Origin of the sequence: Streptomyces violaceus (assembly GCF_036014075.1) — a bacterium.
GTDB lineage: Bacteria > Actinomycetota > Actinomycetes > Streptomycetales > Streptomycetaceae > Streptomyces > Streptomyces violaceus.
The window spans coordinates 934626-957167 of record NZ_CP107911.1 but is presented as its reverse complement, the minus strand read 5'-3'; the positions used below and the strand labels follow the sequence as shown (position 1 = coordinate 957167).

The 22542-nt window shown below is 72.3% G+C and carries 23 protein-coding genes and 1 pseudogene; 13 read left to right on the top strand and 11 right to left on the bottom strand.

Translation table 11 applies throughout. From position 1 onward, the window contains the following. Positions 1 to 28: 28 nt before the first annotated feature. Genes OG542_RS04465 through OG542_RS04445 form a run of 5 tightly spaced genes read left to right on the top strand, consistent with a single transcriptional unit; the run spans position 29 to position 4251 of the window. Positions 29 to 1372, top strand: a complete 1344-nt coding sequence (locus OG542_RS04465) for an L-fuconate dehydratase (protein ID WP_328408388.1) — start codon at positions 29 to 31, stop codon at positions 1370 to 1372. After that, positions 1369 to 2124, top strand: a complete 756-nt coding sequence (locus OG542_RS04460) for an SDR family NAD(P)-dependent oxidoreductase (protein ID WP_328408386.1) — start codon at positions 1369 to 1371, stop codon at positions 2122 to 2124. The genes OG542_RS04465 and OG542_RS04460 overlap by 4 nt, the downstream gene beginning before the upstream one ends. Continuing rightward, a complete protein-coding gene (locus OG542_RS04455) occupies positions 2121 to 3107 on the top strand; it encodes an aldo/keto reductase (RefSeq protein ID WP_328408384.1) in 987 nt (328 codons plus the stop codon). Before OG542_RS04460 ends, OG542_RS04455 begins: the two co-directional genes overlap by 4 nt. Continuing rightward, complete coding sequence (locus tag OG542_RS04450) at positions 3104 to 3421, top strand: L-rhamnose mutarotase (RefSeq protein ID WP_193477428.1); 318 nt, start codon at positions 3104 to 3106, stop codon at positions 3419 to 3421. The genes OG542_RS04455 and OG542_RS04450 overlap by 4 nt, the downstream gene beginning before the upstream one ends. Continuing rightward, positions 3418 to 4251, top strand: coding sequence for an amidohydrolase family protein (locus tag OG542_RS04445; protein WP_328408382.1), 834 nt, complete (start codon positions 3418 to 3420; stop codon positions 4249 to 4251). Before OG542_RS04450 ends, OG542_RS04445 begins: the two co-directional genes overlap by 4 nt. Here the strand turns inward: OG542_RS04445 and OG542_RS04440 are convergent. Then, positions 4239 to 5660, bottom strand: a complete 1422-nt coding sequence (locus OG542_RS04440; RefSeq protein WP_328408380.1) for a lipase maturation factor family protein — start codon at positions 5658 to 5660, stop codon at positions 4239 to 4241. The two genes, OG542_RS04445 and OG542_RS04440, sit on opposite strands and share 13 nt — an antisense overlap. Positions 5661 to 5792: 132 nt before the next feature. Here OG542_RS04440 and OG542_RS04435 point away from each other — a divergent pair, with 132 nt between their 5' ends. The 3 genes from OG542_RS04435 to OG542_RS04425 all read left to right on the top strand — a co-directional run bounded on the left by OG542_RS04435 (position 5793) and on the right by OG542_RS04425 (position 9946). Beyond that, positions 5793 to 6896 (top strand): DUF6777 domain-containing protein, encoded by a 1104-nt coding sequence (locus tag OG542_RS04435; protein WP_328408378.1) that lies wholly within the window; start codon positions 5793 to 5795, stop codon positions 6894 to 6896. 76 nt (positions 6897 to 6972) lie between these two features. Beyond that, complete coding sequence (locus OG542_RS04430; RefSeq protein WP_328408376.1) at positions 6973 to 9060, top strand: SpoIIE family protein phosphatase; 2088 nt, start codon at positions 6973 to 6975, stop codon at positions 9058 to 9060. Positions 9061 to 9082: 22 nt separating this feature from the next. Then, positions 9083 to 9946 carry an Fpg/Nei family DNA glycosylase gene (locus OG542_RS04425; protein ID WP_328408375.1) on the top strand — a complete coding sequence of 288 codons (864 nt, stop codon included), beginning with the start codon at positions 9083 to 9085 and terminating at the stop codon, positions 9944 to 9946. Positions 9947 to 9953: 7 nt separating this feature from the next. On the opposite strand, the gene OG542_RS04420 is transcribed toward OG542_RS04425, so the two are convergent. From OG542_RS04420 to OG542_RS04405, 4 genes are all read right to left on the bottom strand, one after another. Continuing rightward, entirely contained in the window at positions 9954 to 11135 is a 1182-nt protein-coding gene (locus OG542_RS04420) for a PP2C family protein-serine/threonine phosphatase (RefSeq protein WP_328408374.1), read from the bottom strand. Positions 11136 to 11273: 138 nt separating this feature from the next. After that, positions 11274 to 11933 (bottom strand): zf-HC2 domain-containing protein, encoded by a 660-nt coding sequence (locus tag OG542_RS04415; protein WP_328408373.1) that lies wholly within the window; start codon positions 11931 to 11933, stop codon positions 11274 to 11276. Between the two features lie 151 nt (positions 11934 to 12084). Next, complete coding sequence (locus OG542_RS04410) at positions 12085 to 12597, bottom strand: hypothetical protein (RefSeq protein ID WP_328408372.1); 513 nt, start codon at positions 12595 to 12597, stop codon at positions 12085 to 12087. Positions 12598 to 12749: 152 nt separating this feature from the next. Further along, positions 12750 to 13295: a sigma-70 family RNA polymerase sigma factor gene (locus OG542_RS04405; protein WP_274821317.1), complete on the bottom strand. Its 546-nt coding sequence runs from the start codon at positions 13293 to 13295 to the stop codon at positions 12750 to 12752. 223 nt (positions 13296 to 13518) lie between these two features. On the opposite strand from OG542_RS04405, the gene OG542_RS04400 reads away from it, so the two are divergent. Then, complete coding sequence (locus OG542_RS04400; RefSeq protein ID WP_311129033.1) at positions 13519 to 14676, top strand: CapA family protein; 1158 nt, start codon at positions 13519 to 13521, stop codon at positions 14674 to 14676. 37 nt (positions 14677 to 14713) lie between these two features. Here OG542_RS04400 and OG542_RS04395 read toward each other — a convergent pair whose 3' ends face one another. Beyond that, positions 14714 to 15151 carry a pyridoxamine 5'-phosphate oxidase family protein gene (locus tag OG542_RS04395; protein ID WP_328408367.1) on the bottom strand — a complete coding sequence of 146 codons (438 nt, stop codon included), beginning with the start codon at positions 15149 to 15151 and terminating at the stop codon, positions 14714 to 14716. An 80-nt stretch (positions 15152 to 15231) separates the two neighbouring features. Next, the gene (locus OG542_RS04390; protein ID WP_328408366.1) at positions 15232 to 15693 is read right to left on the bottom strand and encodes a universal stress protein; all 462 of its coding nucleotides are present in this window, start codon (positions 15691 to 15693) and stop codon (positions 15232 to 15234) included. Positions 15694 to 15722: 29 nt separating this feature from the next. Here OG542_RS04390 and OG542_RS04385 point away from each other — a divergent pair. Continuing rightward, positions 15723 to 16435, top strand: a pseudogene (locus OG542_RS04385) (phosphatidylglycerol lysyltransferase domain-containing protein); the annotation flags it as partial. 102 nt (positions 16436 to 16537) lie between these two features. After that, entirely contained in the window at positions 16538 to 17374 is an 837-nt protein-coding gene (locus tag OG542_RS04380; RefSeq protein ID WP_328408365.1) for a polysaccharide deacetylase family protein, read from the top strand. A 39-nt stretch (positions 17375 to 17413) separates the two neighbouring features. Here OG542_RS04380 and OG542_RS04375 read toward each other — a convergent pair whose 3' ends face one another. After that, a complete protein-coding gene (locus tag OG542_RS04375; protein WP_328408364.1) occupies positions 17414 to 18082 on the bottom strand; it encodes a class F sortase in 669 nt (222 codons plus the stop codon). Positions 18083 to 18433: 351 nt separating this feature from the next. On the opposite strand from OG542_RS04375, the gene OG542_RS04370 reads away from it, so the two are divergent. After that, the gene (locus OG542_RS04370; RefSeq protein ID WP_328408363.1) at positions 18434 to 18922 is read left to right on the top strand and encodes a hypothetical protein; all 489 of its coding nucleotides are present in this window, start codon (positions 18434 to 18436) and stop codon (positions 18920 to 18922) included. 116 nt (positions 18923 to 19038) lie between these two features. Here the strand turns inward: OG542_RS04370 and OG542_RS04365 are convergent, their stop codons facing one another. The 3 genes from OG542_RS04365 to OG542_RS04355 form a co-directional block, all read right to left on the bottom strand. After that, positions 19039 to 19596 carry a hypothetical protein gene (locus OG542_RS04365; protein WP_328417762.1) on the bottom strand — a complete coding sequence of 186 codons (558 nt, stop codon included), beginning with the start codon at positions 19594 to 19596 and terminating at the stop codon, positions 19039 to 19041. Between the two features lie 222 nt (positions 19597 to 19818). Continuing rightward, a complete protein-coding gene (locus OG542_RS04360; protein WP_328408361.1) occupies positions 19819 to 20583 on the bottom strand; it encodes a bestrophin-like domain in 765 nt (254 codons plus the stop codon). Between the two features lie 24 nt (positions 20584 to 20607). After that, entirely contained in the window at positions 20608 to 20739 is a 132-nt protein-coding gene (locus tag OG542_RS04355; RefSeq protein WP_267913587.1) for a hypothetical protein, read from the bottom strand. A 761-nt stretch (positions 20740 to 21500) separates the two neighbouring features. On the opposite strand from OG542_RS04355, the gene OG542_RS04350 reads away from it, so the two are divergent. Beyond that, on the top strand, positions 21501 to 22484 hold the full coding sequence (locus OG542_RS04350; protein ID WP_328408359.1) for an SCO0930 family lipoprotein: 984 nt from the start codon (positions 21501 to 21503) through the stop codon (positions 22482 to 22484). The last annotated feature ends 58 nt before the right edge of the window (positions 22485 to 22542 follow it).

Sequence of the window (22542 nt, the reverse complement as noted above, 5' to 3'; positions counted from 1 at the left end):
CCCGCCCCCTGCAACCGAAAGGCCCTCCGTGTCCCCGACGCCCGCCCGCATCATCGCGGTCGACACCCACGACATCCGCTTCCCCACCTCGCGCGAGCTCGACGGCTCCGACGCGATGAACCCGGACCCCGACTACTCGGCGGCCTACGTCGTCCTGCGCACGGACGCGGCCGACGGGCACGCGGGGCACGGATTCGCCTTCACCATCGGGCGGGGCAACGAGGTGCAGGTCGCCGCGATCGACGCGCTGCGCGGGCACCTGATCGGCCGGTCGGCCGACGACCTGTGCGCCGACCCGTCCACCCTGAACCGCGACCTGATCGGCGACAGCCAGTTGCGCTGGCTCGGCCCCGAGAAGGGCGTGATGCACATGGCGATCGGCGCGGTCGTCAACGCCCTGTGGGACCTGGCCGCCAAACGCGCCGGCCTGCCGCTGTGGCGGCTGCTCGCCGAGGCCGAGCCCGCATGGCTGGTGCGCCAGATCGACTTCCGCTACCTCACCGACGCCCTCACCCCCGAGGAGGCCCTGACCCTGCTGCGCCGGGGCCGGCAGGGCGCCGAGGAGCGCACGGCCCGGCTGCTGGAGCGCGGCTACCCCGCCTACACCACCTCACCCGGCTGGCTCGGCTACGACGACGAGAAACTCACCCGGCTCGCGGCCCGGGCCGTCGCCGACGGCTTCCGGCAGATCAAGCTCAAGGTCGGCGCCGACCTCGACGACGACATCCGCCGCTGCCGCGTCGCCCGGTCCGTCATCGGCCCGGACGTCCGCATGGCCGTCGACGCCAACCAGCGCTGGGACGTCGACGAGGCGATCCGCTGGACCAAGGCGCTCGCCGAGTTCGACCCGTACTGGATCGAGGAGCCCACCAGCCCCGACGACATCCTCGGCCACGCGGCGGTCCGCCGGGCCGTCGCCCCCGTGAAGGTCGCCACCGGCGAGCACGTGCACAACCGGATCGTCTTCAAGCAACTCCTCCAGGCAGGCTCGCTCGACGTCGTCCAGATCGACGCGGCCCGCGTCGGCGGCGTCCCCGAGAACCTCGCGATCCTGCTGCTCGCGGCCAAGTTCGGCGTACCGGTCTGCCCGCACGCGGGTGGCGTCGGCCTGTGCGAACTCGTCCAGCACCTGTCGATGTTCGACTACGTGGCCCTGTCCGGCACCACCGAGGACCGCGTCATCGAATACGTCGACCATCTGCACGACCACTTCCTCGACCCGGTGGTGATCCGCCAGGCTCACTACACGGCACCCACCGCGCCGGGCTTCTCGGCCGCCATGCGGCCCGAGTCGCTGGCGCGATTCACCTACCCGGGCGGCGAGTTCTGGGCCGCCGACCTCGACGAGCGGAAGAAGGGTCAGGCCGTATGAGCGACTTCGAGGGCAGCAAAGCCCTGGTGACGGGCGGCGCCTCCGGCATCGGCCGGGCCACCGCCGACCTCCTGGCCGAGCGCGGCGCCCAGGTCGCCGTCCTCGACCTGGATCCGTCGCCGGTCGACAAGCCGCTGCTCGGCTACCGGGCGGACGTCACCGACGACGCGTCCGTGCGCGAGGCCGTGGCGGCCGCCGTCGCCGACCTCGGCGGGCTCGACGTACTGATCAACAACGCGGGCATCGGCGCCCAGGGCACCGTCGAGGACAACCCCGACGACGAATGGCACCGCGTCCTGGACGTCAACGTCGTCGGCATGGTCCGCACCGCCCGCGCCTGCCTCCCCCACCTGCGGGCCTCCGCGCACGCCGCGATCGTCAACACCTGCTCCATCGCGGCCACCGCGGGCCTGCCGCAGCGCGCCCTGTACAGCGCCACCAAGGGCGCCGTGTACTCCCTCACCCTCGCCATGGCCGCCGACCACGTCCGTGAGGGCATTCGCGTCAACTGCGTCAACCCGGGCACGGTCGACACCCCATGGGTGGGCCGCCTCCTCGACGCCGCGCCCGAACCGGCCGCCGAACGCGCCGCTCTGGAGGCCCGCCAGCCCACCGGCCGCCTGGTCTCCGCGGCCGAGGTCGCGGGCGCCATCGCCTACCTCGCCGGCCCCCTCTCCGGCGCCACCACGGGCACCGCCCTCGCCGTCGACGGCGGCATGCAGGGCCTGCGGCTGCGTCCGGTGGCTCGGTGAACCGGCTCGGCGGCAGCGGCGTCGAGGTCAGCGCCCTGTCCTTCGGCGCCGCCGCGATCGCCAACCTGTACTCCGAAGTCGGCGAGGCGCAGGCGCACGACGCCGTGGAGGCCGCCTGGCAGCGGGGCATCCGCTACTTCGACACCGCCCCCCACTACGGCCTCGGCCTCTCCGAACGCCGCCTCGGCGCCGCCCTGCGCGACCGCCCCCGAGGCCAGTACACGATCTCCACCAAGGTGGGACGCCGCCTGGAGCCCTCGGACGGCACCGGCGACGACCTGGCCCACGGGTTCGCCGTGCCCGCCACCCACCGCCGCGTGTGGGACTTCAGCGCCGACGGCGTACGACGCACCCTGGAGGCCAGCCTGGAACGGCTCGGCCTCGACCGCGTCGACGTCGTCTACCTCCACGACCCCGACGAGCACGCCGAAGAGGCGTTCCGGGAGGGCTATCCGGCATTGGAGAAGCTCCGCGGCGAGGGCGTGATCGGCGCGATCGGCGCCGGTATGAACCAGGCGGAGATGCTCACCCGCTTCGTCCGCGACACCGACGTCGACGTGGTGCTGTGCGCCGGCCGCTACACCCTGCTCGACCAGAGCGCCCTGACCGACCTCCTCCCCGCGGCCCACGAACGCGGCACGTCCGTCGTCATCGGCGGCGCCTTCAACTCCGGCCTGCTGGCGAACCCGCAGCCGGGCGCGACGTACAACTACACCGTCGCCCCCTCCGAGCTGGTCGAACGTGCCCTAAGGCTGAAGTCCGTCGCCGACCGCCACGGCACCACGCTGCGCGCCGCCGCCCTGGCCTTCTGCGCCGCCCATCCGGCCGTCGCCAGCGTTCTCGTCGGGGCCCGCTCGGCGCACGAGGTCCGCGACTGCGCCCACCAGTTCGCCGCCCGCGTGCCCGCCGGGTTCTGGCAGGAACTGCGCGCCAAGGGCCTGCTGCCCGCCGAGGCCCCCGTCCCCGCCGAGGAGCCGTCATGAGAGTCGCCCTGCACACCAAGGTCCGCGCCGACCGCATCCCCGCGTACGAGGCCGCCCACCGCGAGGTCCCGGAGGAACTCACCGACGCCATCCGGGCCGCCGGCACCACCTCCTGGACGATCTGGCGCAGCGGCACCGACCTGTTCCACGTCCTGGAGTGCGAGGACTACGCCCGTCTCCTCGCCGAACTGGAGAAACTCCCGGTCAACGTCGCCTGGCAGGCCCGCATGGCCGAGCTGCTGGACGTCGTGCACGACTACTCCGGCGAGGGCGCCGACGCCGGCCTGCCGGTCGTCTGGGAGCTGCCGTCATGACCGTGATCGACGCCCACCACCATGTGTGGGACCTGTCCGTACGGGACCAGGACTGGATCACCGGCCCCGAACTCGCGCCCCTGCGCCGCGACTTCACCATGAAGGACCTCGAATCCGAGGCGAGGGCGGCCGGAGTGGACCGCACGGTGCTCGTCCAGACGGTCACCGTGCCCGAGGAGACCCCGGAGTTCCTGGCCCTGGCCGACGAGCACGACCTGATCGCGGGCGTCGTCGGCTGGACCGACCTCACCCGCCCCGACGTCGCCGAGGAACTGGCCCGGCTGCGGGAACTTCCCGGCGGCCGCCACCTCAAGGGCATCCGCCACCAGGTACAGGGCGAACCCGACCCGGAATGGCTGTTGCGCCCGGACGTACGCCGGGGACTGGCCGCCGTCGCCGACGCCGGACTGGTCTACGACCTCGTGGTCCTGCCCCGCCAACTCCCGGCGTGCACGCGGGCCGCCGCGGACCTGCCAGGCCTCACCTTCGTCCTCGACCATCTGGGCAAACCGCCGATCGCCTCCGGCGCCCTCGACCCCTGGGCCTCCCACCTACGTGCCCTCGCCGCCCTGCCCAACACGGTCGGCAAGCTGTCCGGCCTGGTCACCGAGGCCGACCTCGCCTCCTGGACCGTCGAGGACCTGCGCCCGTATGCCGACATGGCCCTGGAGGCCTTCGGGCCGGAGCGTCTGATGTACGGCTCGGACTGGCCGGTCTCCACCCTGGCGGCGACGTACGGCGAGACCCTGGACATCACCCGCCGACTGATCGACCCGTACGACCACAAGCGGATCCTCGCGACCACCGCCACCCGCGTCTACGGCCTCTGAGTCCTCTCCGCCAGCCGCGTCGGCGGCAGGTACTCCCGTACGTACGTCCGCTCCCAGCACGCGCCCGTCTCCCGCAGCTCGCGCCACGTCGTGTAGCGGTAGCGGAACAGGCGGGCGCGCACGTACCGCGGAGGCGCGTCCGGCGGGAACGGCGAGCGGCGCAGCAGCCTCAGCGTGGCCCGGTCGTTCTCCAGCAGCCGCTCCACCAGCGTGCCGAACCAGGATCCGGCGTAGGAGGGGGAGAGGGCCGCGAACCACATCATCCAGTCCAGCCGCAGATGGTACGGCGCGAACTGGCGCGGCCAGCGCCGCGGATCGCCCGGCTTGCCCTTGAACTCGTACTCCCGCCAGTCCGAGTCCGTACGCGGCACGTCGTCCGCGGTGCCCTCGACCACCACCTCGTAGCGGACCCGGCTCACGCTGCCGAACGCCCCGTAGGTGTTCACCAGATGGACCGGGTCGAAGGAGCGGTTCATCACCTGTCGGCGGGAGAGCATGTTGCGGACCGGCTGGTAGCTGAGGCCCACGAGCAGCGCGGCCACCGCCAGCACCACGACCACGTACCAGAGCGGGGCCTCGGGCACGTCCGGTGGGTCGGCCGGGAACCGTACCGCCGACAGGGCCAGCACGATCGTGATCCAGTTCAGCCAGGAGAAGTTGCCCGACAGCACCAGCCACAGCTGGGTGACGATCATCAGCGCGGCGGCGGCCGTCGCGACCGGCTGCGGGGTGAACAGCAGGAACGGCACCACGAGTTGGGTGACATGGTTCGCGGCGACCTCGACCCGGTGCACGGGCCTGGGCAGATGGTGGAAGAACCAGCTCAGCGGGCCCGGCATCGGCTGGGTCTCGTGATGGTGGTCCAGGCACGTCAGCTTCCGCCAGCACTCGTCGCCGCGCATCTTGATGAGCCCCGCGCCGAACTCCACACGGAATAGGATCCACCGCAGCAGGAACAGCACGACAACCGGCGGCGCCACCTCGTCGTTGCCGAGGAACACGGCGAGGAAGCCGACCTCCAGCAGCAGCGACTCCCAGCCGAACGAGTACCAGGTCTGCCCGACATTCACGATCGACAGGTACAGGACCCACGGCACCAGCCACAGCAGCATGCCGCCCCACAGCGGCAGCAGCGAGTCGAGCCCGGCCAGCAGCGCCGCCGACACCGCGCAGCCCGCCCAGGCACAGAGCGCGAAGAAGCGGTCCGAGTAGTACAGCTGGAACAGGCTCGGCGCCCGCTTGAACGGCACCCGCTCGACGAACCCCGGCACCGGCAGCATGCCGCGCTGCCCGATCAGCGCGCGGAACTGCGACGTCGCCGTCAGGAACGCGACCAGATACACGGCCGCCAGCGTCCGCTGGAAGACCAGCCGGCTCAACCAGTAGTCGGATGCGGTGAACCAGTCCACGGCCGTGCGCTCCTCCCGATGCCGCGCCGGACCTCAGTGTCACGCTCCGTGCGGCGCCGCTCCGGTTGCGTAACCCAAGTGAGTGAAGCAAACAATAGTGACGAAGGGCCAGAAACGAGGCAGGAGGACTGGGTGCGGATACACACCGGGACCTTCGTCATGGCCTGTGTGCTCTCGACGGTGCTCCTCCTCTCGGGCTGCGGCACCGGCGGCGACGGTGACGACGCGGACGCGGACGCCGCCGAGGAGCTTTTCCTCCAGCCGGCCGCGGACCGGGGGCCGGACCCCTTCACGGACTCCACGGCCACCACGACGGCTACCCCGTCCCCCGCCCCGCGAACGCCGGGGACGGCCGGGCCGGGCGGCGCCGCCCAGGTCTCCGCCGGCCTGAGCGGACTGCGCTCGCTCTCCGGCGGGACACCCGGCCTGTACGGCGGCGTCGAGCGGACCGGCAGCTGCGACATCGGGCGGCAGATCGGCCACCTCACCCGCGACCGTGCCAGGATCCGCGCCTTCGCCCGGGTCGCGGGCGTCTCCCCGGCGGCCGTACCGGACTACGTACGCCGACTGACCCCCCTCGTGCTGCGTGCCGACACCCGCGTCACCAACCACGGCTTCCGGTCCGGACGGGCGGGCGCCTACCAGTCCGTCCTCCAGGCGGGCACCGCCGTCCTGGTCGACGACCGGGGTGTGCCGCGTGTCCGCTGCGCCTGCGGCAACCCGCTGCGTCCGCCGGTGGCGATGCGGGGCACGCCGCGCGGTCAGGGCAGCCCCTGGCCCGGCTACCGGCCCGGCGAGGTGATCGTCGTGACCCCGTCCCCGCAGGTGATCACCGACTTCACGATCATCGACGTCGCCGCCCGCACCTGGATCGAACGGCCGACCGGCCACGACGTACGCCACGATCGGGCCCTGCCGCCACCGCTCTGGGCGCAGCGGCCCCCGGCGCCGTCCGAGCCACCGCCCACCGTCCCGCACGAGTCGCTCGTTCCCCGCGAGCCCCTCGTCCCGCGCGAGCCCCTAGTCCCGCGCGAGTCCGGCGTCACTTCACGCGAGTCCGGCGTACTGCCGGACCCGGACACCGTCACGGACGTGCCACCGCCCGACGAGACCGGGCCGTTTCCCGATGAGCCCGCCCCGGAGATTGCGGGCGGCTCCGACGAGGTCGGCCCCGACACCGTGCCGGACAGCCCCGACCTGCCCGACGGAGCCGGTCTGATCCCCGATGGCGACTGAGCACCGGTCCGGCCGGGCGGCCCGTACGCTCGGCACTTCGGTCGAAGAATTGGCTGATTCCTGGCAAGGTAGGCCCATGGCTGATCGGGGAGGGAGCTCCCTGTCACTCCCGGACGACTGGCCCGCCCACCCGGACGCGATCCTCGCGCTCAACCGGATGGGCAGTTTCGACTGGGATCTGGACAGCGGCCTGATGCAGATGGACGCCCAGGCCCACGACGTCTTCGACGTGCACCCGGACGAGTACGACGACCACCCCGAGACGCTCGCCAAGCGGGTCCCGCCCGGCGAGGCCCGGCGCCTGGACACCGCGGTCTCCCAGGCCCTGAAGGACGGCAGCGAGAACTACGGCGCCTACTTCCGCATGCGCCGCCGTGACGGCACCCTGCGCTGGACCCACACCCAGGGCTACATCAGGCGCGACGACACCGGACGGCCCCGCCGCATCATCGGCATCGTCCGGGACGCCACCCAGGAACTCGGCGAGAGCGAGGCCCGCCTCGACCAGGCCGCCCGGGACGAGGCCCGCCGGGAGCAGACCAGCGTCGTCGAACTCACCACGGCCGCCCTCGCCCACGCCCGCACCGTCCAGGACGTCATCGACGTCCTCAAGGACACCCACGGCCTCACCCACCTGGGCGCCACCAGCCTGGTCATGGGCCTGGTCGAGGCCGGGCGCATCCGCCTGGTCGCCGAGGGGCCCTCGGAGAGCTTCGTGCCCGGCACCCGCGTCACCCGGATCGACGAGCCCTATCCGATGAGCGAGGCCGTGCGGACCCTCGGCCCCTGCTTCATCGAATCGCCGGAGGAGTTCGCCGAGCGCTACCCGATCCTGTGGCCGCAGATCACCGACCTGAACATCACGTCGGCCGCCTATCTGCCGCTCATCGTCCAGGCCCGGCCCATCGGCGCGATGGGCCTGCTCTACAGCGACCGGCACGGTTTCACCCCCGAGGAGCGCAACATCCTCGTCGCCCTCGGCAGCAGCATCGCGCAGAGCCTCCAGCGGGCCATGTTCTACGAGCAGGAGATGGACCTCGCGCAGGGCCTCCAGCAGGCCATGCTGCCCCGGACCATCCCGAGCGTGCCCGGTGCCGACATCGCCGTCCGCTACCGAGCGGCCACCATCGGCGGTTCCCTCGGCCGTGACATCGGCGGCGACTGGTACGACCTGATCCCGCTGCCCGGCGGCCGGGTCGGCGCCGTCATCGGCGACGTCCAGGGCCACGACCCGCACGCGGCCGCCGTCATGGGCCAGCTCCGCATCGTGCTGCGCGCCTACGCAGCCGAGGGGCACACCCCGGCCACCGTGATGGCCCGCGCCTCCGTCTTCCTGCACGAACTCGACACCGACCGCTCCGCGACCTGTCTCTACGCCGAGGCCGATCTGTCGACCGGCGTGCTCCAGGTGGTCCGGGCCGGCCACCTCGACCCGCTCGTGCGCCACACCGACGGCTCCTGCCGCCGCGTCGCCGTCCCGGGCGGTCTGCCGCTCGGCCTGTCCGCCGAGTTCGGCCGCCTCGACTACCCGGTGGGCACCGTGGAGCTCGACCCCGGCGACACCCTGCTGCTGTGCACCGACGGCCTGGTGGAGCAGCCCGGCGCCGACCTCGACGACGGCATGCGCACCCTCACCGCGCTCGTCGCCACCGGCCCCGACGACGTACGCGACCTCGCCGACCGGCTCATCGACGTGGCCGCCGAGCGCTGCGGTGACGACGACGTGGCGCTGCTCCTGCTGCGCCGGCGCGGCCCCGACGGCCCGCAGTCCGGCCGCCGGCTCCAGCGGCACGTGGCCCCCGGCGACCCGGCGGCCCTGGCCGAGGCCCGGCACATGATCCGCACCGCGGTCGGCGTCTGGGGAGCCCGGGACCGCGCCGACGAGATCGAACTGGTCGCCGACGAGCTGATCACCAACGCCCTGATGCACACCGAGGGCTCCGCGATCGTCACCCTGCGGGCCCTCACCGGCTCCGGGCGGCGGCTGCGCGTCGAGGTCGAGGACTCCTCCAGCGCCCTGCCGCGCCGCCGCGAGGCCGGCGAGTCGGGCGTCTCCGGGCGGGGCCTGCTGCTGGTGGAGCTGCTCACCGACGTGTGGGGCGTGGAGGCGCGCGGCGGCGGCAAGGCCGTGTGGTGCGAGTTCATGGTGCCCGACCAGCATTGACCCCGCGTGGCACTCTGGACTCATGCCGGAACTCCCCGAGGTCGAGGCGCTCAAGGACTTCCTGACCGAGCAACTCGTCGGCCACGAGATCGTCCGGGTGCTGCCCGTCGCGATCAGCGTCCTGAAGACGTACGACCCGCCCCTGTCCGCGCTGGAGGGACGCGAGGTCACCGCCGTACGCCGGTACGGCAAGTTCCTCGACGTCACGACCGCGGACGGCCCGCACTTCGTGACGCACCTGGCCCGCGCGGGCTGGCTGCACTGGAAGGACCGCCTGCCCGACGGCCCGCCCCGGCCCGGCAAGGGCCCTCTCGCGCTGCGCGTGGCCCTGGAGACCGGCGCCGGCTTCGACCTGACCGAGGCAGGCACCCAGAAGCGGCTCGCCGTGTACGTCGTGGGGGACCCGCAGGAGGTCCCGGGCGTCGCCCGGCTCGGCCCGGACCCCCTCGCCGACGACTTCGACGAGCAGCGTTTCGCGGAACTCCTGGCCGGTGAACGGCGGCAGCTCAAGGGCGCGTTGCGCGACCAGAGCCTGATCGCGGGTGTGGGCAACGCCTACAGCGACGAGATCCTGCACGTGGCGAAGATGTCGCCCTTCAAACTGGCCGCGTCCCTGAGCGCGGAGGAGACCCATAGGCTGTACGAGGCCCTGCGCGACACGCTCACCGAGGCGGTCGAACGCTCCCGGGGCGTGGCGGCCGGGAGGCTGAAGGCCGAGAAGAAGAGCGGCCTGCGCGTCCACGGCCGGACCGGCGAGCCCTGCCCGGTGTGCGGCGACACCGTGCGGGAGGTGTCCTTCAGCGACTCCTCGCTGCAGTACTGCCCGACCTGCCAGACGGGAGGCAAACCGCTGGCGGACCGCAGGATGTCCCGGCTGCTGAAGTGACGCGCCGTCACCGGGCCGGGGACGACCACTCGAACATGAGGATCGTCGCGTCGTCCCGCAGCCGGCTGCCGGACGAGTCGAGGATGGAGTGGATGAGCCGCCGCAGCGTCTCGGGCGCCAGCTCGCCCGCGGCCGTCGCCCGGATGATGTAGTCGGCGAACTGCGCAAGACCGAACTCCGCGCCGTCGACGGCCCTGGCCTCGGTGACCCCGTCGCTGTACATCAGGACCCGGTCGCCGGGCTTCAGAGCGATCTCGTGCGTCCGCCGCTTCAGCCCGGCCAGCCGGGACGGCAGACCCATCGGCGGTTCCGGCTCGCGCCGCATGGCGTCGGCGTCCGGCCGCATGTCCCGGATGAGCAGCGGGGTGGGATGCCCGCAGTTGCACCACCGCAGCACCCCGGAGGCCAGGTCCAGCTGGGCCAGGACCCCCGTGCAGAACTGGTCGGGGAGCCACTGCGCCAGCGCGTCGTCCACACTCTGCACCAGGTCCGGCAGGTCGGCCCCGGCCCGCCGGGCATTGCGGCTCGCGGCCAGGGAGACGGCCGTGGTGAGCCCGGAGGCCAGGTTGTGTCCCATGGCGTCGAGGACCGTGGCGTGCAGGGTCGTCTCGGTGAGGGAGTGGTCGAAGGCGTCGCCGCCGAGCTCGTAGGCCGGTTCCAGCACGGCCGTGGACACGACTTGCGCGGTGCCGATCGTGCGGGGCGGCAGGAAGGCCCGCAGCATCTCGGCGGGCAGACGCATCGGTTTGGTGCGCGTGAGCCGGACGAAGGAGTCCTGGTACGCCCGGGTGGACGTGATCATCATGGCGAGGAGCGCGGCGAGGGTCTTGCCGCGGCGCAGCACGGCCGGGGTCAGCGAGGCGGAGTGCACGGCGAGGACGCCGAGGCGTTCCGCGCCGTCCACGAGGGGGACCCAGGCCGTCATGCCGCCCGACTCGGACTCCTCCACGCGCAGGGACTGGGTGCGGTAGGTCCAGCCGGCGAGTGAGTCGTCGACGAGCAGGGGTGAGGCCACGTCGGTGAGCGGCACGAGCCGGCGCTGCTGGATGTCGGCGAGGTACACCGCGGCGTGCTGGAGCCCCAGGGCCTCGGTGCAGCGGGCCACGGCGGTGGTCAGGTCCAGCGCCCTGTTCGCCGGATCGGCGAGGTACTCCTCCAGGCGGCCGTCGCCGTCCTCTGCCGCCGCCACCTCGTCTCCCCTCGCCGGGACCCCGGACACCCGGCTGCGTCCCGGGTGCGCCAACCAGCAGTCTCACACCGGGGCACGCGGGGTGCCCGGCGACCGGGGCGGACGGACGACATCCAGGCGGGACCTTGCGGTCACGGCCTAGCGCGGCTGAAGCTTCACGAGGACCTCACCGGACGCCGAGCGGACCTCGTAGCGGGCGGTCTCGGCCGGATGCTTGGACGAGCTGGCCATCATCGTGTTGGGGTGGGTGTCGTGCCCGGGCCCGTGCCAGCTGGTCGCCGTCTCCTCCGTGCCGTCGCGGCCGACGATCACCAGGTGGCAGGCGCGGGGACCGGACGCGTCCTTGACCTTCAGCTCGACCTGGCTGCCCGAGGCCTTGTCCTCGACGGTGACCTGGGCCCAGACGCCCGACCGCGCGTCGGTCGCCGCGACCGTCACGGGCCCCTCGTCCGCGCTGCTGCCCTTGGCCATCATCGCGACCGCGGGTACGGACACGGCGAACACCACCGAGGCGGCCAGGGCGAACAGCAGTCGTCTGCGTCCGGCCCGGCGCCGGGTCGCCACCTCGGCCAGCAGCCGGTCCAGCATGCGCGGCCCGGGCTGCGCCATCGGGTGCACGAACCGTGGTGTCGCCCGCCGGTACAGCATCAACTGCCGTGTCGTCACGCCGAATTCCGTCACCTCTGCAGCGCACCGAGGGCACTCCATGAGGTGGTCCTCGAAGCGGAAGGCTTCCGCCTCGTCCAGCACGCCGAGCGCGTAGGCGCCGACGTCGCGATGCCGTTCCAGGGACCTCATGCCGAATCCTCGTGCCGTTGGGTGCGGGTGGGGTTACTCCTTGCTCCCACCGGTACGGACCAGGCAGCGGAATCACTCAAGCCGGTGACACAATCGCAACCTAAGGATTCGGAGCCCTCCGGCCGGTGGATTGGTCCGAGGGCGCAGAAATCTAAAAAAGATGGATCGCGAGGTGTCCCAGCGGCAGTCCGAGCTGCCAGGCGGGCGTCCAGACCTTCGGCCCCTCGTCCTCCCCGACCACCGGAGCACCGCCCGGCACCGCGTTCAGATCGGGTGCGAGCAGCTCCGTCTCCTGCAGCCAGCGCCAGGCCTCGTCCGCCAGGTCCAGGTCCGGCGCGGCCCGCCCCGACTCCACGGCCGCGACGGCCAGCTCGCCCAGTCGCTCGCGCACCCACTCCTGCCACGGCTGGTCGTACGCGGTCAGTGAGAGCCACGTCTCCAGCTGGGTGACGACCCGGATGCCGGACAGCTCCCCGTCGGTGTCGGAGAGGAAGATGGTCAGCGCCAGGGCGTCCCGCCCCGCCCGGAACTCGAAGGACGTCGGCGGCATCAGATCGCCGGTCCGCAGCAGCTCGTCGGCGATGTACTCGGCGTACAACCAAGCCATGGGGACGGTCAGTTCACCGTCGGCACCGTCCGTGCTCTCTTCACCTCTGTGCAGCATCCCTTCCTGCCTTCCTCCGGTACGTGCGCGTCGCCCGACACCGGGCCCCGGGGGCGCTGTCGGCCCTCTCCGGAACACGGATGAGAACAGCCGATTACTCAACCGGGGTGTTCAGCAAGGCGCTTTACGGAGGCTTGACCCGCCCATTGGTTTCAGCGCAGGTCGGTGGCGTATCCGGGAAGCACCCGGCGCAGGGCGCGCAGCGCGTAGTACGCGCGGGACTTCACGGTACCGGGCGGGATCCCGAGGGTCGCCGCGGCTTCCGCCACACTCGCCCCCTGGAAGTACACGAGCACCAGGACTTCACGGTGCTCCGGAGTGAGTGTCTTCACAGCCTGGCGGACGTCGAGCATCGCCGCGGCCCGCTCGGCGTGGTCGGAGATGACCCGCGCGTTCTCCAGCACCGCGTCGCCGACCTCGGCCGGCCGCGCCTGCCGGGCCCGCCGGGCATCGATCGCGAGCCGCCGCCCGACGGTCATCAGCCAGGGCCGTACGGACTCGAAGTCGTCGGCGCGCAGGGCCTCGGGGTGCTGCCAGGCGCGTACGAGCGTCTCCTGCACCAGGTCCTCCGCGCGCTGCCGGTCGCCGTCGCAGAGCCGGAGCAGGAGCGCGAAGAGGGGCCGGCCGTGCTCCCGCTGCAGTGCGGCGAGCTCGTGCTCGGCGGTCGTCCCGTTCGTAAGAGTGGATCCGGCCGTCATGGCCGTATGCCACAGCAGGGCGCAGCCGGGGGACAGGCCACGTACCCGCCCGTGCGGCGGACGGTCGATCGCGTCGATGAACGGTTCGACGAACGGTCATCGCGCCCGGACCGGTGCGTTCCGGACGGGCTAATGAGCGTGTCGGAGCCGCGTGGGGCGGCGTGAGCCTTCTTTCCTGATGGTGCGTAAATACGACCACAGCGCCCACAGTGGGGTGAATGGCATGATCGCACGCAGTCGACAGATGGCCCTGGCCCTGACCGTCGTCCTCGCCGCGGGAGCGGCCTGCCAGGCCCGCGGCAGCCACGAACCGCGCGGCCCGGGACGCCCGGCATCGTCCGCCGCCGTGCCCCGGGGCTTCACACTGGTCGCCTCCGGCGACGTCCTCCCGCACAGCACGATCATCGACCGGGCCCGCTTCGACGCCGGCGGCACCGGCTACGACTTCCGGCCGATGCTCGCGGGGATCCGCTCCGTCGTCTCCCGCGCGGACGTGGCCCTGTGCCACATGGAGACCGTCTACGGCGAGAACGGCGCCTACACCGGCTACCCCACCTTCAAGTCCCCGCCCGAGGTGGCCCAGGCCCTCGCCGTCACCGGCTACGACGGCTGTTCCACCGCCTCCAACCACACCCTGGACGACGGTGCCGACGGCATCCGGCGCACCCTCGACGCCCTCGACCGCGCGGGCGTACGGCACGCCGGCTCGGCACGCGCCGAGGAGGAGGCCCGCACGGTGACGGTTCTCCAGGCGGGCTCGGCGAAGATCGCCCATCTCGCCTACACCTACGACACCAACGGCATCCCGCTGCCGGCCGGACAGCCCTGGGCCGTGAACCTCATCGACGAGGGCACGGTCCTCGCGGACGCCCGGGCCGCGCGCCGGGCGGGCGCCGACGTGGTCGTCGTCTCCCTGCACTGGGGCACCGAGTGGCAGGACGCGCCCGACGACCAGCAGCTGACCCTGTCCCGTAACCTCACCGCGGCGCGCAGCGGAGGGCGCCCCGACATCGACCTGATCCTCGGCACCCACGCGCACGTCCCGCAGGCGTACGAGAAGGTCAACGGCACCTGGGTGATCTACGGCATGGGCGACCAGATCGCCGGCGAGATGACCAACCACCAGGGCGCCAAGGACCCGCGCGGCAACCAGTCCACCCTCGGCCGCTTCACCTTCGCCCCGCCGGCACGGCCGGGCGGCCGCTGGGAGGTGACGAAGGCCGAGTTCATCCCGCAACTGTTCGACGTCGACGCCGGCCGGGTCGTGAACCTCAACCGGGCGATCGCCCAGGGCGCCGACGGACAGGCCGTCCGCGACCGCATCCGGGATGTCGTACTCGGCAGGGGCGCGGCCGGGGACGGACTGGTGATGGGGGAGTAGGCCGGGAGCACCGTCCGGCCGTGCGCCCGTGGCCGCCTCAGGGGGCCACGGCGTAACTCAGGTCGTGCGCGACGAGGGACGCGGGACGCAGCCGCAGCCACACCGTCCCGCGCCGCGCGGGATCGTCGTGGAGGTAGTGCACGAACCGCTCGTCCCACCGTTCCTCGTCCGCGCCCAGATAGCGGACGAGCTTGCGCCGCCCCCGCTCGACGTCGAAGGGCATGAGTTCGGCCCGGCCCCGGGCGATCACCTGCCGGACCAGACCGGTCGCCGTATCGCACTCGTCGACCACCAGAGCGACCCCGGGATCGGCCCGCACCCGGTCGAAGAGGCGGGCCCAGGGCCCGGTCAGGACCCAGAACGCGTCCTCCTCCCAGAGGAACCAGACGGGGCGGACCGTCGGCCCGTTGGTGGCGAGGCGTGCGGTGAGGGGACGGCGCAGGAAGGCGTCCACGTCGAAGGCGTAGGAAGTCACGGCAGCATCCTCGGGCGCTCGCGACCTCGTGCCTACCGACCAGGGGCCCTCGTGCCAACCGACCAGGGACCTAGGTCCCCTTACGGCACCACGGTCACCGGCCACCGCCCGGCCTTCACCAGCCGCACCGCCACCGACCCGACGATCCGGTGGCCCGCCTGCTCGGACGCGCCCACGACCACGGCGTCCGCCTTGAGTTCGTCGGCCGCCTGCACCAGGCCGTTGTACGGGTCGCCGGGGAACGTGTGGAACTCCCAGCGGACCTCGAATATCCCCTTGAGCCGCTCGGCAGCGTCCCGGATCTGCGCCACCAGGTCCTCGGCTATCTCGTCGGTCGTCCCGGCCACCGGCGCCCCCAGCGCCGCCCCCGCCGCCAGCACCGGCTGCACGTACACCACGGCGAGCAGCGCGTGCTGCCGCCGGGCCAGGCCACCGGCGTAGGCCGCGGCCCGCAGGGAGGAGTCGGAGCCGTCCACTCCGGCCATGATCACCTTCGGCCCGTCCGTGCCCCGCTCGAACTCATGGGAGTGCTGTTCCGTCACGCCGCGAGGCTATCGGAGGCCTGTTCGGCGCGCTCGCCCTGCAGTCCTTCGTGCCCTGGGGCAAGGACGGCGTCTCCCTGGACCTGATGCGCCATGACCGCACCGCCCCCAGCGGCGTCATGGAGTTCATGGTCGCCGAACTGTGCCACGCCGCCCCGAAACTCGGCGTGCGCAAGGTCTCGCTGAACTTCGCCGTGTTCCGCTCCGTGTTCGAGGAGGGCGCCCGCATCGGCGCCGGACCGGTGCTCCGCCTCTGGCGCCGCCTGCTGCTTTCTTCTCCAAGTGGTGGCAACTGGAGGCCCTGTACCGGTCCAACGCCAAGTACCGCCCCGAGTGGTACCCCCGCTTCCTGTGCTACGCGGAGGCCGCCTCCCTCGCCCGGGTCGGTCTCGCCTCCGGCATCGCCGAGGGCTTCGTCTCCGTACCGTCGATGCGCAAGTTGTGGGGAAGAGGGCACCCGAAGGGCGGACAGCGGCCCGTCACCACCGAGGGGCTGCCGTCACTGGCGGCGCTCGGCCTCGCCGGAGGGGACGGGACCGAGCCCGCCGGTCCTCTCTCCGGCCTGTCCGACCAGGTCCGTGTCTGGCACCGCAAGCTCGACCGACCGAGACCGTCGAGCAGCGCCCTGGACGCCCTCGAATACGCCATGCCGCCCACCGGCGGCCTCGGCAGCGGCGTCGACCGGCTGGTCATGTTCCTCACCGGCCCTGACCATCCGGGAGACCCTGCCGTTCCCCCTGGTGCGCCGCCGCTGACCCGTCTGCGTGGGCCGTCCGGGTGAAACGGCACCGCCGCACCGGTGTTGCTCAGGTGCGTCGGTCTCCCGCCGGGCGACTCATGAGTCATGAAGAAGGATCAGTTGCTCACCCGTCGCCGGGTGTTGCTCGCCGGCACCGGCGCCGTGGGCGTCGCCGCCACGGCCGGTGTGTACGCGGGGGTCACCGGGGGCGGCGGCCCCGCCGGGACCGTCTCGGCCGCGGGGCCCCAGGCCCGCCGCCCGCTCAGCTCCTCCGCGTACCGGCTCCAGCCCCTGACCGGGTACGGCCCGCCGCATGCCGCGCCCCGCCGGACCCTGGTCCGCCGCGCACCGCTGCTGCGCTTCTCCGGACGCGGCCGCCACATGGTGCTGACCTTCGACGACGGCCCCGACCCCCGCTACACCCCGGCCGTCCTGGACACCCTCGCCAAGTACGACGTGCGCGCGATGTTCTTCGTGTGCGGAGGGATGGCCGCCGGCAACAGGGAACTGCTGGCCCGGATGGCCGAAGAGGGCCACGCCGTCGGGAACCACACCTGGTCCCACCCGCTGCTCACCCGCCTCACCCGCGGGGAGATCCGTGCCGAGATGGAACGTACCTGCGACGTCATCGAGGATGCCTACGGGGAGCGCCCCGAGTGGTTCCGGGCCCCCTATGGCGCCTGGAACCGGACCGCGTTCCGGCTCGGCGCCGAACTCGGCATGGAACCCCTCGCCTGGACGGTCGACACCCTCGACTGGACCAGCCCCGGCACCCGGTCCATCGTCCGCCGGGTGGAGAACGGCGCAGCCCCCGGCGTCGTGGTGCTCTCCCACGACGCCGGGGGCGACCGATCGCAGAGCGTGCGGGCCCTGCGGAGCTATCTGCCCGAACTGCTGGACGCCGGCTACCACATCTCCGTCCCCAGGCGGCATTACGCGTGACAGGCGCCGTCAGGCTTCAGCCCGCCCGGCCGGGAACGTTTAGCGCACCTCGACCGCGCGGGCGAAGGCCACGACATTGCCCGCGTAGCCGTTCTGCTGGGAGAAACCGCCGCCGCAGGTGATGACCCGCAGTTCCGCCGCGCCCTTGGACGCGTACACACGGTCGCCCGGGAAGTTGTTCTTCTCGAACACCTCGACGCCGTAGATCTCGAACACGACGGTCTTCCCGTCCTGCCGGGCGATCTCGACACGGTTTCCCTTCTTCAGGGCGCCGAGTGCGTAGAACACGGCAGGGCCCAGCTGGTTGTCGACATGGCCGACGACGACCGCGGTGCCCTTCTCGCCGGGGGTGACCGCCCCGGTGAACCAGCCCGCCAGGTTCGGGTCCTCCGGCGGGGGCGCTCCGACCCAGCCGTCCGCGTCCAGGCCCACGGGAATGATCGGCGTGTCGACCTGGATCGCCGGGATCCTGACCCGGTCCGGGAGGGAGTAGGGCAGGGGCTGTACGGTCCCGGCGAAGGCGGCGTTGGGCACCCGGCTGTCCGTCGCGGCCGCTGTCGCCGGTTGCGGCGGACCCTCGTCGAACTCCCCCGAACCATTCCGGATGAGGGCGAGGCCGGTCAGCAGAACCAGCGCTATCACGCCCCACGGGGCGCGCTTCTTCGGCCGCGCCTCCTCTTCCGCCTCGGCCAGCTCGGACGCAGACATTCGCCATCCCCTCTCGACGCGGCCGTCGCCGTGTCTTTCGCGCATACCAGAACGCTAAGTGCCGCGCACGAAACCGGCGACGGGGCGGGGGCGAACGGGTGGCCATGGCCTGTGAAGGGTGGCCCGGCCATTTCAGGTGCGCCATCCGAGTTGCCGCGGCGAGGAAATTTCTGACGGTCCGTGACCTGCGGCGATATCCGATTGCGTGGATTTCCCGCGGTATCGGCTCTCACCAGGACGGACCATTCCCGAAATGCGGGTCCGGGCAAGGCAACTGACTGTCTTTCTGGGAGGCGCTTTCTCGCCGATCGACCGGGGACGGGTCCCGGGGCGTCTTCCGCGGAGGTTCACATGCGTAACACTCGTGCTCTGGCGGTCGCCGGCGCGGCGGTCGCAGCCCTCGGGCTCTCCGCCCCCGCGGCCGTCGCGTGGGACAGACCGAGCAACATCGTCGCTTTGCCCAGCGTGATCGCCCGCGGCGGTCAGCTGACCATCACGGTCGACGGCTGCCGCCACGGCGGCACGGCGACCTCCAGTGCGTTCACGATGCCGGCGAGGCTCTCGCCCATCCACGGCGCCAACGAGACGGCAAGGGGCACCGCCACGATCAGGAACAACGCCCGCCCGGGTCCGTACGACATCACGGTCAGGTGCGACGGCAGGACCCTGACAAAGCCGCACGCCTTCACCGTCATCGGCGGTGTCCGCGGCGGTATCGGCGGCAGCAGCACCACCGGGGCGACGCCGACCGACGTGGCCATCGGCGGCGGCCTCGTGACGGCGGCGGCCGTCGGCGGCGGCGTGTTCTGGATGCGCCGCCGGGCCGAGCGGCGCGTCTGACGCCGCGCTCCCGGCTCCTTCGGCGGGCCGCATCGCACGTGAACGGTCTTCGCCCCGGATCCCTCGCGGGCCCGGGGCGAGGACAGGACCCGGGGGCGGCATCCGCGCCGGGCCGGTCAGCCGGCGTCCTCGTCGGTGCGGCGGCGCGCGAAGTGGTACGTCGTGCCCAGCGCGCCGGCGATCAGCGCGGCGCCGAGGCCGATCTCCTTGAGGTCGAAGCCCGCGAGGGTGCCGCCCTCTCCCGCGTGCGCGCCCTTCGACGGGTGGCGGTGGTGGTCCGAGGCGTGGTGCGGTGAGTGGTGCGTCGGCTGGTGTGCGGGGTGCTGGGCCGGACGGCCGGCGATGGTCAGGCGCGCGGTGCCGCTCGACTCGTCACAGACGAACTCCACGTCGTACACGGCGCCGGGCTTGGCGTCCCAGTCGACCACGGCCCGCGCCGACGACTCCGTGGGCGGGATGGCGACCAGGTCGAAGACCGGTGAGGAGACCACCGCCTCTCCCCGGCACGCCGCGTTGCGGACCACCCGCAGCGTGACCCTTTCGCCCGCCGCGACGGTGGAGGGCTCGACGGCGAAGCCGAAATCGGTCCGGACCGCCGCGTAGGCGGTCGGCACGCAGGAGGCGAGGGCGCCCGCGCCCAGCAGTACGGCCGAAGCGACGCGTATCGCGCGCATGGTGACCTCCGGGTCCCCGAGGAGCAGCCGCGGACCTGTTCCGCTCACGTCAGACATGCACCTCGATGACCGAAACGCTAGGAAGGGGTGCCCCGTAGCGCGATCGCAGTAGCGCGAATGGGGCATGCGTGTGGGCCGCCCGGGGGAATCCCGCTACCGCGGCCGGGGGACGGCGACGGCGTGTCGCGTGGCCCCCGGCCCGGATCCGTGATGCGGGTGCCGTCAGTCCCCGGCGCCCGGGAAGAGGTTGAGGAACGGGTCCGCCGACGCGGTCACGCCCCTGCTGTACGGCGAGTCGAAGTCCCAGATCAGGAACAGCAGGAAGGCGATCAGCGCCGAGAACAGCCCGGCGAGGACCATTTCACGTGTCGTTCTGCGGATCTGCAGGGCGAAGATCATCCCGATGGTGACGACGGCTCCGGCGATCAGCCCGAACCACACCACGCCCGGCATGGTCTCCCCGGTCGACTCCGCCCGGGCGATCCGGGCCTGGTTGGCCGCGGTCACCTGGTCGAGGAGCGGCTGGTAGGCCTGGGCCTGGAAGTCCGTCTTCGGCTCGTAGTCGGTGACGTCCTGGCGGACGCGCTCGAAGAGCCGGTGGCCGCGCTCGGTGACACGGCCCTCGTCGGCCATGGTGTCCCACTCGGTGGTGACGACGTATCCCACGTAGGCCTCGATGTCGTCCCGGATCCGGTCGCGTGCGCCGGGCGGGTAGACCCGGACCCGCTCCGAGATCTCGTGCAGCGCCGTGGCCTCGGCCTGGACGTGGTCCTGGGCGGCGCTGCGCCCCTCCCAGACACCGGCGATCGCCAGCCCCAGGACGATGGCGTACACCACGCCGATCCACATCGTCATGTACTCGATGACGTCCGGGGTCTCACTGGGGTCCTCGTCGTCGGACGCCGTGCGATGGCGTACGAGGGTGATGATGACCACCACGGCGCAGGCGGCCAGCATTGCGAGGGTGAGAACAAGCCATTCCGGCAAGAGGTACCTCCAGGGCTTCAGGGATCAGCGCGCGCGCAGCGCGGCGACGGCGACCACCGCGGGCACCGTGACGAGCAGGACGAAGGTGAGCGGCGACATCGCGTTGCCCGTCCGCCGTGGCCGCGGCGGCGCGGCGCGATACCGCGGGTAGTGCACGGGCGAAGCGGACGGACGCGGCGTGGGTGTGGCCGACGGTTTTGGTGCCGGAGCCGGGGGAGGCGGCGGCGGTGGCACGGGCCTGAGGGTCGGCTCGGGCGGGGGCGCCGCCGGGCGAGGAGCGGGCGGAGGCGGCGGAGGCGGCTCGGGTCTGGCCGTGGGCGTCGGCTTCGGCTTCGGCGGCGGTGGCGTCGGGTCCGGCGACGGACTCGGAGTCGGCGTCGGCTTCGGCGGCGGGGGTGCCGGGGGCGGTGTGGGAGTGGGAGTGGGCGTGGGCGTCGGTGTGGGTGTCGGGCACGGCGGCTTGGTCGGCCAGGTCTTGCTCCCGGCGTACGCCACCGCCTTCGTGCCGTCCGGCCCCGTCGAGGCGTACGCGCAGGCGGTGGCCACCGCCACTGAACCCGGTGCGCCGACGAGTGCCCAGGTCAGCGCCGCCACCGTCAAGGCCCGTAGGGCGACGGCGGGTTGGATCGAGAGGGGTCCATACACGACGAAGATCATGAGCCTTGTTCCGCCGGGATGTGCCGGAGCGCAAGGGGATTGCCCCGAAAGAGGGATTTCCGGGTGCCGTCGGTTTGATCAGCGGTCGCCCGCAGGGCACTCGGCACGCACCTGTGTGCGACGGCGTGCGGCACTCGTCACAGGTTCCGGAAAGAAATTTGGCCGGTCGTTGAACACAATCGCCGCTCCCGTGCGTACTCATGTCCGTGCGGCGGCGCAGCAGGGCGCTGCAACACCCTTGCGATTATGGGGAGTTGACGATGAAGACCTCCTGGCGGAGCGCCTCACTCGTGGCGAGCGCCGCGGCGGTCCTGGCGCTGACGACGGCGTGCGGTCAGGACAGCCCACCGGCGGCCAGCCAGAACGTGGGTGCCACGGCGGCGCCCGGGGATTACGGAAGCATCGGCGCCGGCACCGGGAACGGTGTGGGCGGCACCGCGAGCAGCCCGGCCGCGCCGAGCGCGTCCAGCCCGTCCAACCCCGCGGGCAAGCTGTCCGTCTCCACCGCCGATGAGGTCGGCAAGGTGGTGACCGACAGCCTCGGCCTCACCCTGTACCGGTTCGACCAGGACACCGAGCAGCCGCCCAAGTCGAACTGCGACGGCGACTGCGCCAAGACCTGGCCGCCGGTCCCCGCGGACGACGCCGAGGCCGGCGAGGGCATCGACAAGGCGCTGCTCGGCTCGGTCACCCGGGCCGACGGCACCAAGCAGCTGACCGTCGGCGGCTGGCCGGCCTACCGCTACGCCAAGGACGTCAACGCCGGTGACGTCAAGGGCCAGGGTGTGGGCGGCAAGTGGTACGCGCTGGCCCCCGACGGCAAGAAGGCGCAGGAAGGCGGGGCAGGCGCCGCCGGCGGCGGCGGGGCCGAGGCGGAGGCCGGGCTGTCCACCCGTGAGGACCCCAAGCTCGGCGAGATCGTCGTCGACAAGAACGGCATGACCGTCTACCGGTTCAAGAAGGACAAGGCCTGGCCGAAGCCCGTCTCCAACTGCACCGGTGAGTGCCTGGAGAAGTGGCCGCTCGTGGAGCCCGTCGACTTCGCCGACACCAAGGGCATCCAGGAGAAGGGCTACATGATCTTCGACCGGACCGACGGCAAGGGCAAGCAGCAGACGATCAACTGCTCGCCGATCTACACCTTCGCCGGCGACAAGGCTCCGGGCGACACCAACGGCCAGGGTGTCGGCGGCACTTGGTACGCCGTGCGGCCCGACGGAAAGCTGGTCGGCGCGTCGGAATAGCAGAGAGACCTCCCCAGGGTTGACCCTCGCGTCACCCGACGGAGCCGACCCGGTCCGC

Bases quoted from the DNA above. Each gene is read 5' to 3' on its own strand.
- OG542_RS04445 (WP_328408382.1), top strand. From the start codon at position 3,418: ATGACCGTGATCGACGCCCACCACCATGTGTGGGACCTGTCCGTACGG.
- OG542_RS04410 (WP_328408372.1), bottom strand. From the start codon at position 12,597: ATGCTGCACAGAGGTGAAGAGAGCACGGACGGTGCCGACGGTGAACTG.
- OG542_RS04405 (WP_274821317.1), bottom strand. From the start codon at position 13,295: ATGACGGCCGGATCCACTCTTACGAACGGGACGACCGCCGAGCACGAG.
- OG542_RS04400 (WP_311129033.1), top strand. From the start codon at position 13,519: ATGATCGCACGCAGTCGACAGATGGCCCTGGCCCTGACCGTCGTCCTC.
- OG542_RS04450 (WP_193477428.1), top strand. From the start codon at position 3,104: ATGAGAGTCGCCCTGCACACCAAGGTCCGCGCCGACCGCATCCCCGCG.
- OG542_RS04460 (WP_328408386.1), top strand. From the start codon at position 1,369: ATGAGCGACTTCGAGGGCAGCAAAGCCCTGGTGACGGGCGGCGCCTCC.
- OG542_RS04380 (WP_328408365.1), top strand. From the start codon at position 16,538: ATGAAGAAGGATCAGTTGCTCACCCGTCGCCGGGTGTTGCTCGCCGGC.
- OG542_RS04430 (WP_328408376.1), top strand. From the start codon at position 6,973: ATGGCTGATCGGGGAGGGAGCTCCCTGTCACTCCCGGACGACTGGCCC.
- OG542_RS04375 (WP_328408364.1), bottom strand. From the start codon at position 18,082: ATGTCTGCGTCCGAGCTGGCCGAGGCGGAAGAGGAGGCGCGGCCGAAG.
- OG542_RS04365 (WP_328417762.1), bottom strand. From the start codon at position 19,596: ATGCGCGCGATACGCGTCGCTTCGGCCGTACTGCTGGGCGCGGGCGCC.
- OG542_RS04370 (WP_328408363.1), top strand. From the start codon at position 18,434: ATGCGTAACACTCGTGCTCTGGCGGTCGCCGGCGCGGCGGTCGCAGCC.
- OG542_RS04350 (WP_328408359.1), top strand. From the start codon at position 21,501: ATGAAGACCTCCTGGCGGAGCGCCTCACTCGTGGCGAGCGCCGCGGCG.
- OG542_RS04425 (WP_328408375.1), top strand. From the start codon at position 9,083: ATGCCGGAACTCCCCGAGGTCGAGGCGCTCAAGGACTTCCTGACCGAG.
- OG542_RS04415 (WP_328408373.1), bottom strand. From the start codon at position 11,933: ATGAGGTCCCTGGAACGGCATCGCGACGTCGGCGCCTACGCGCTCGGC.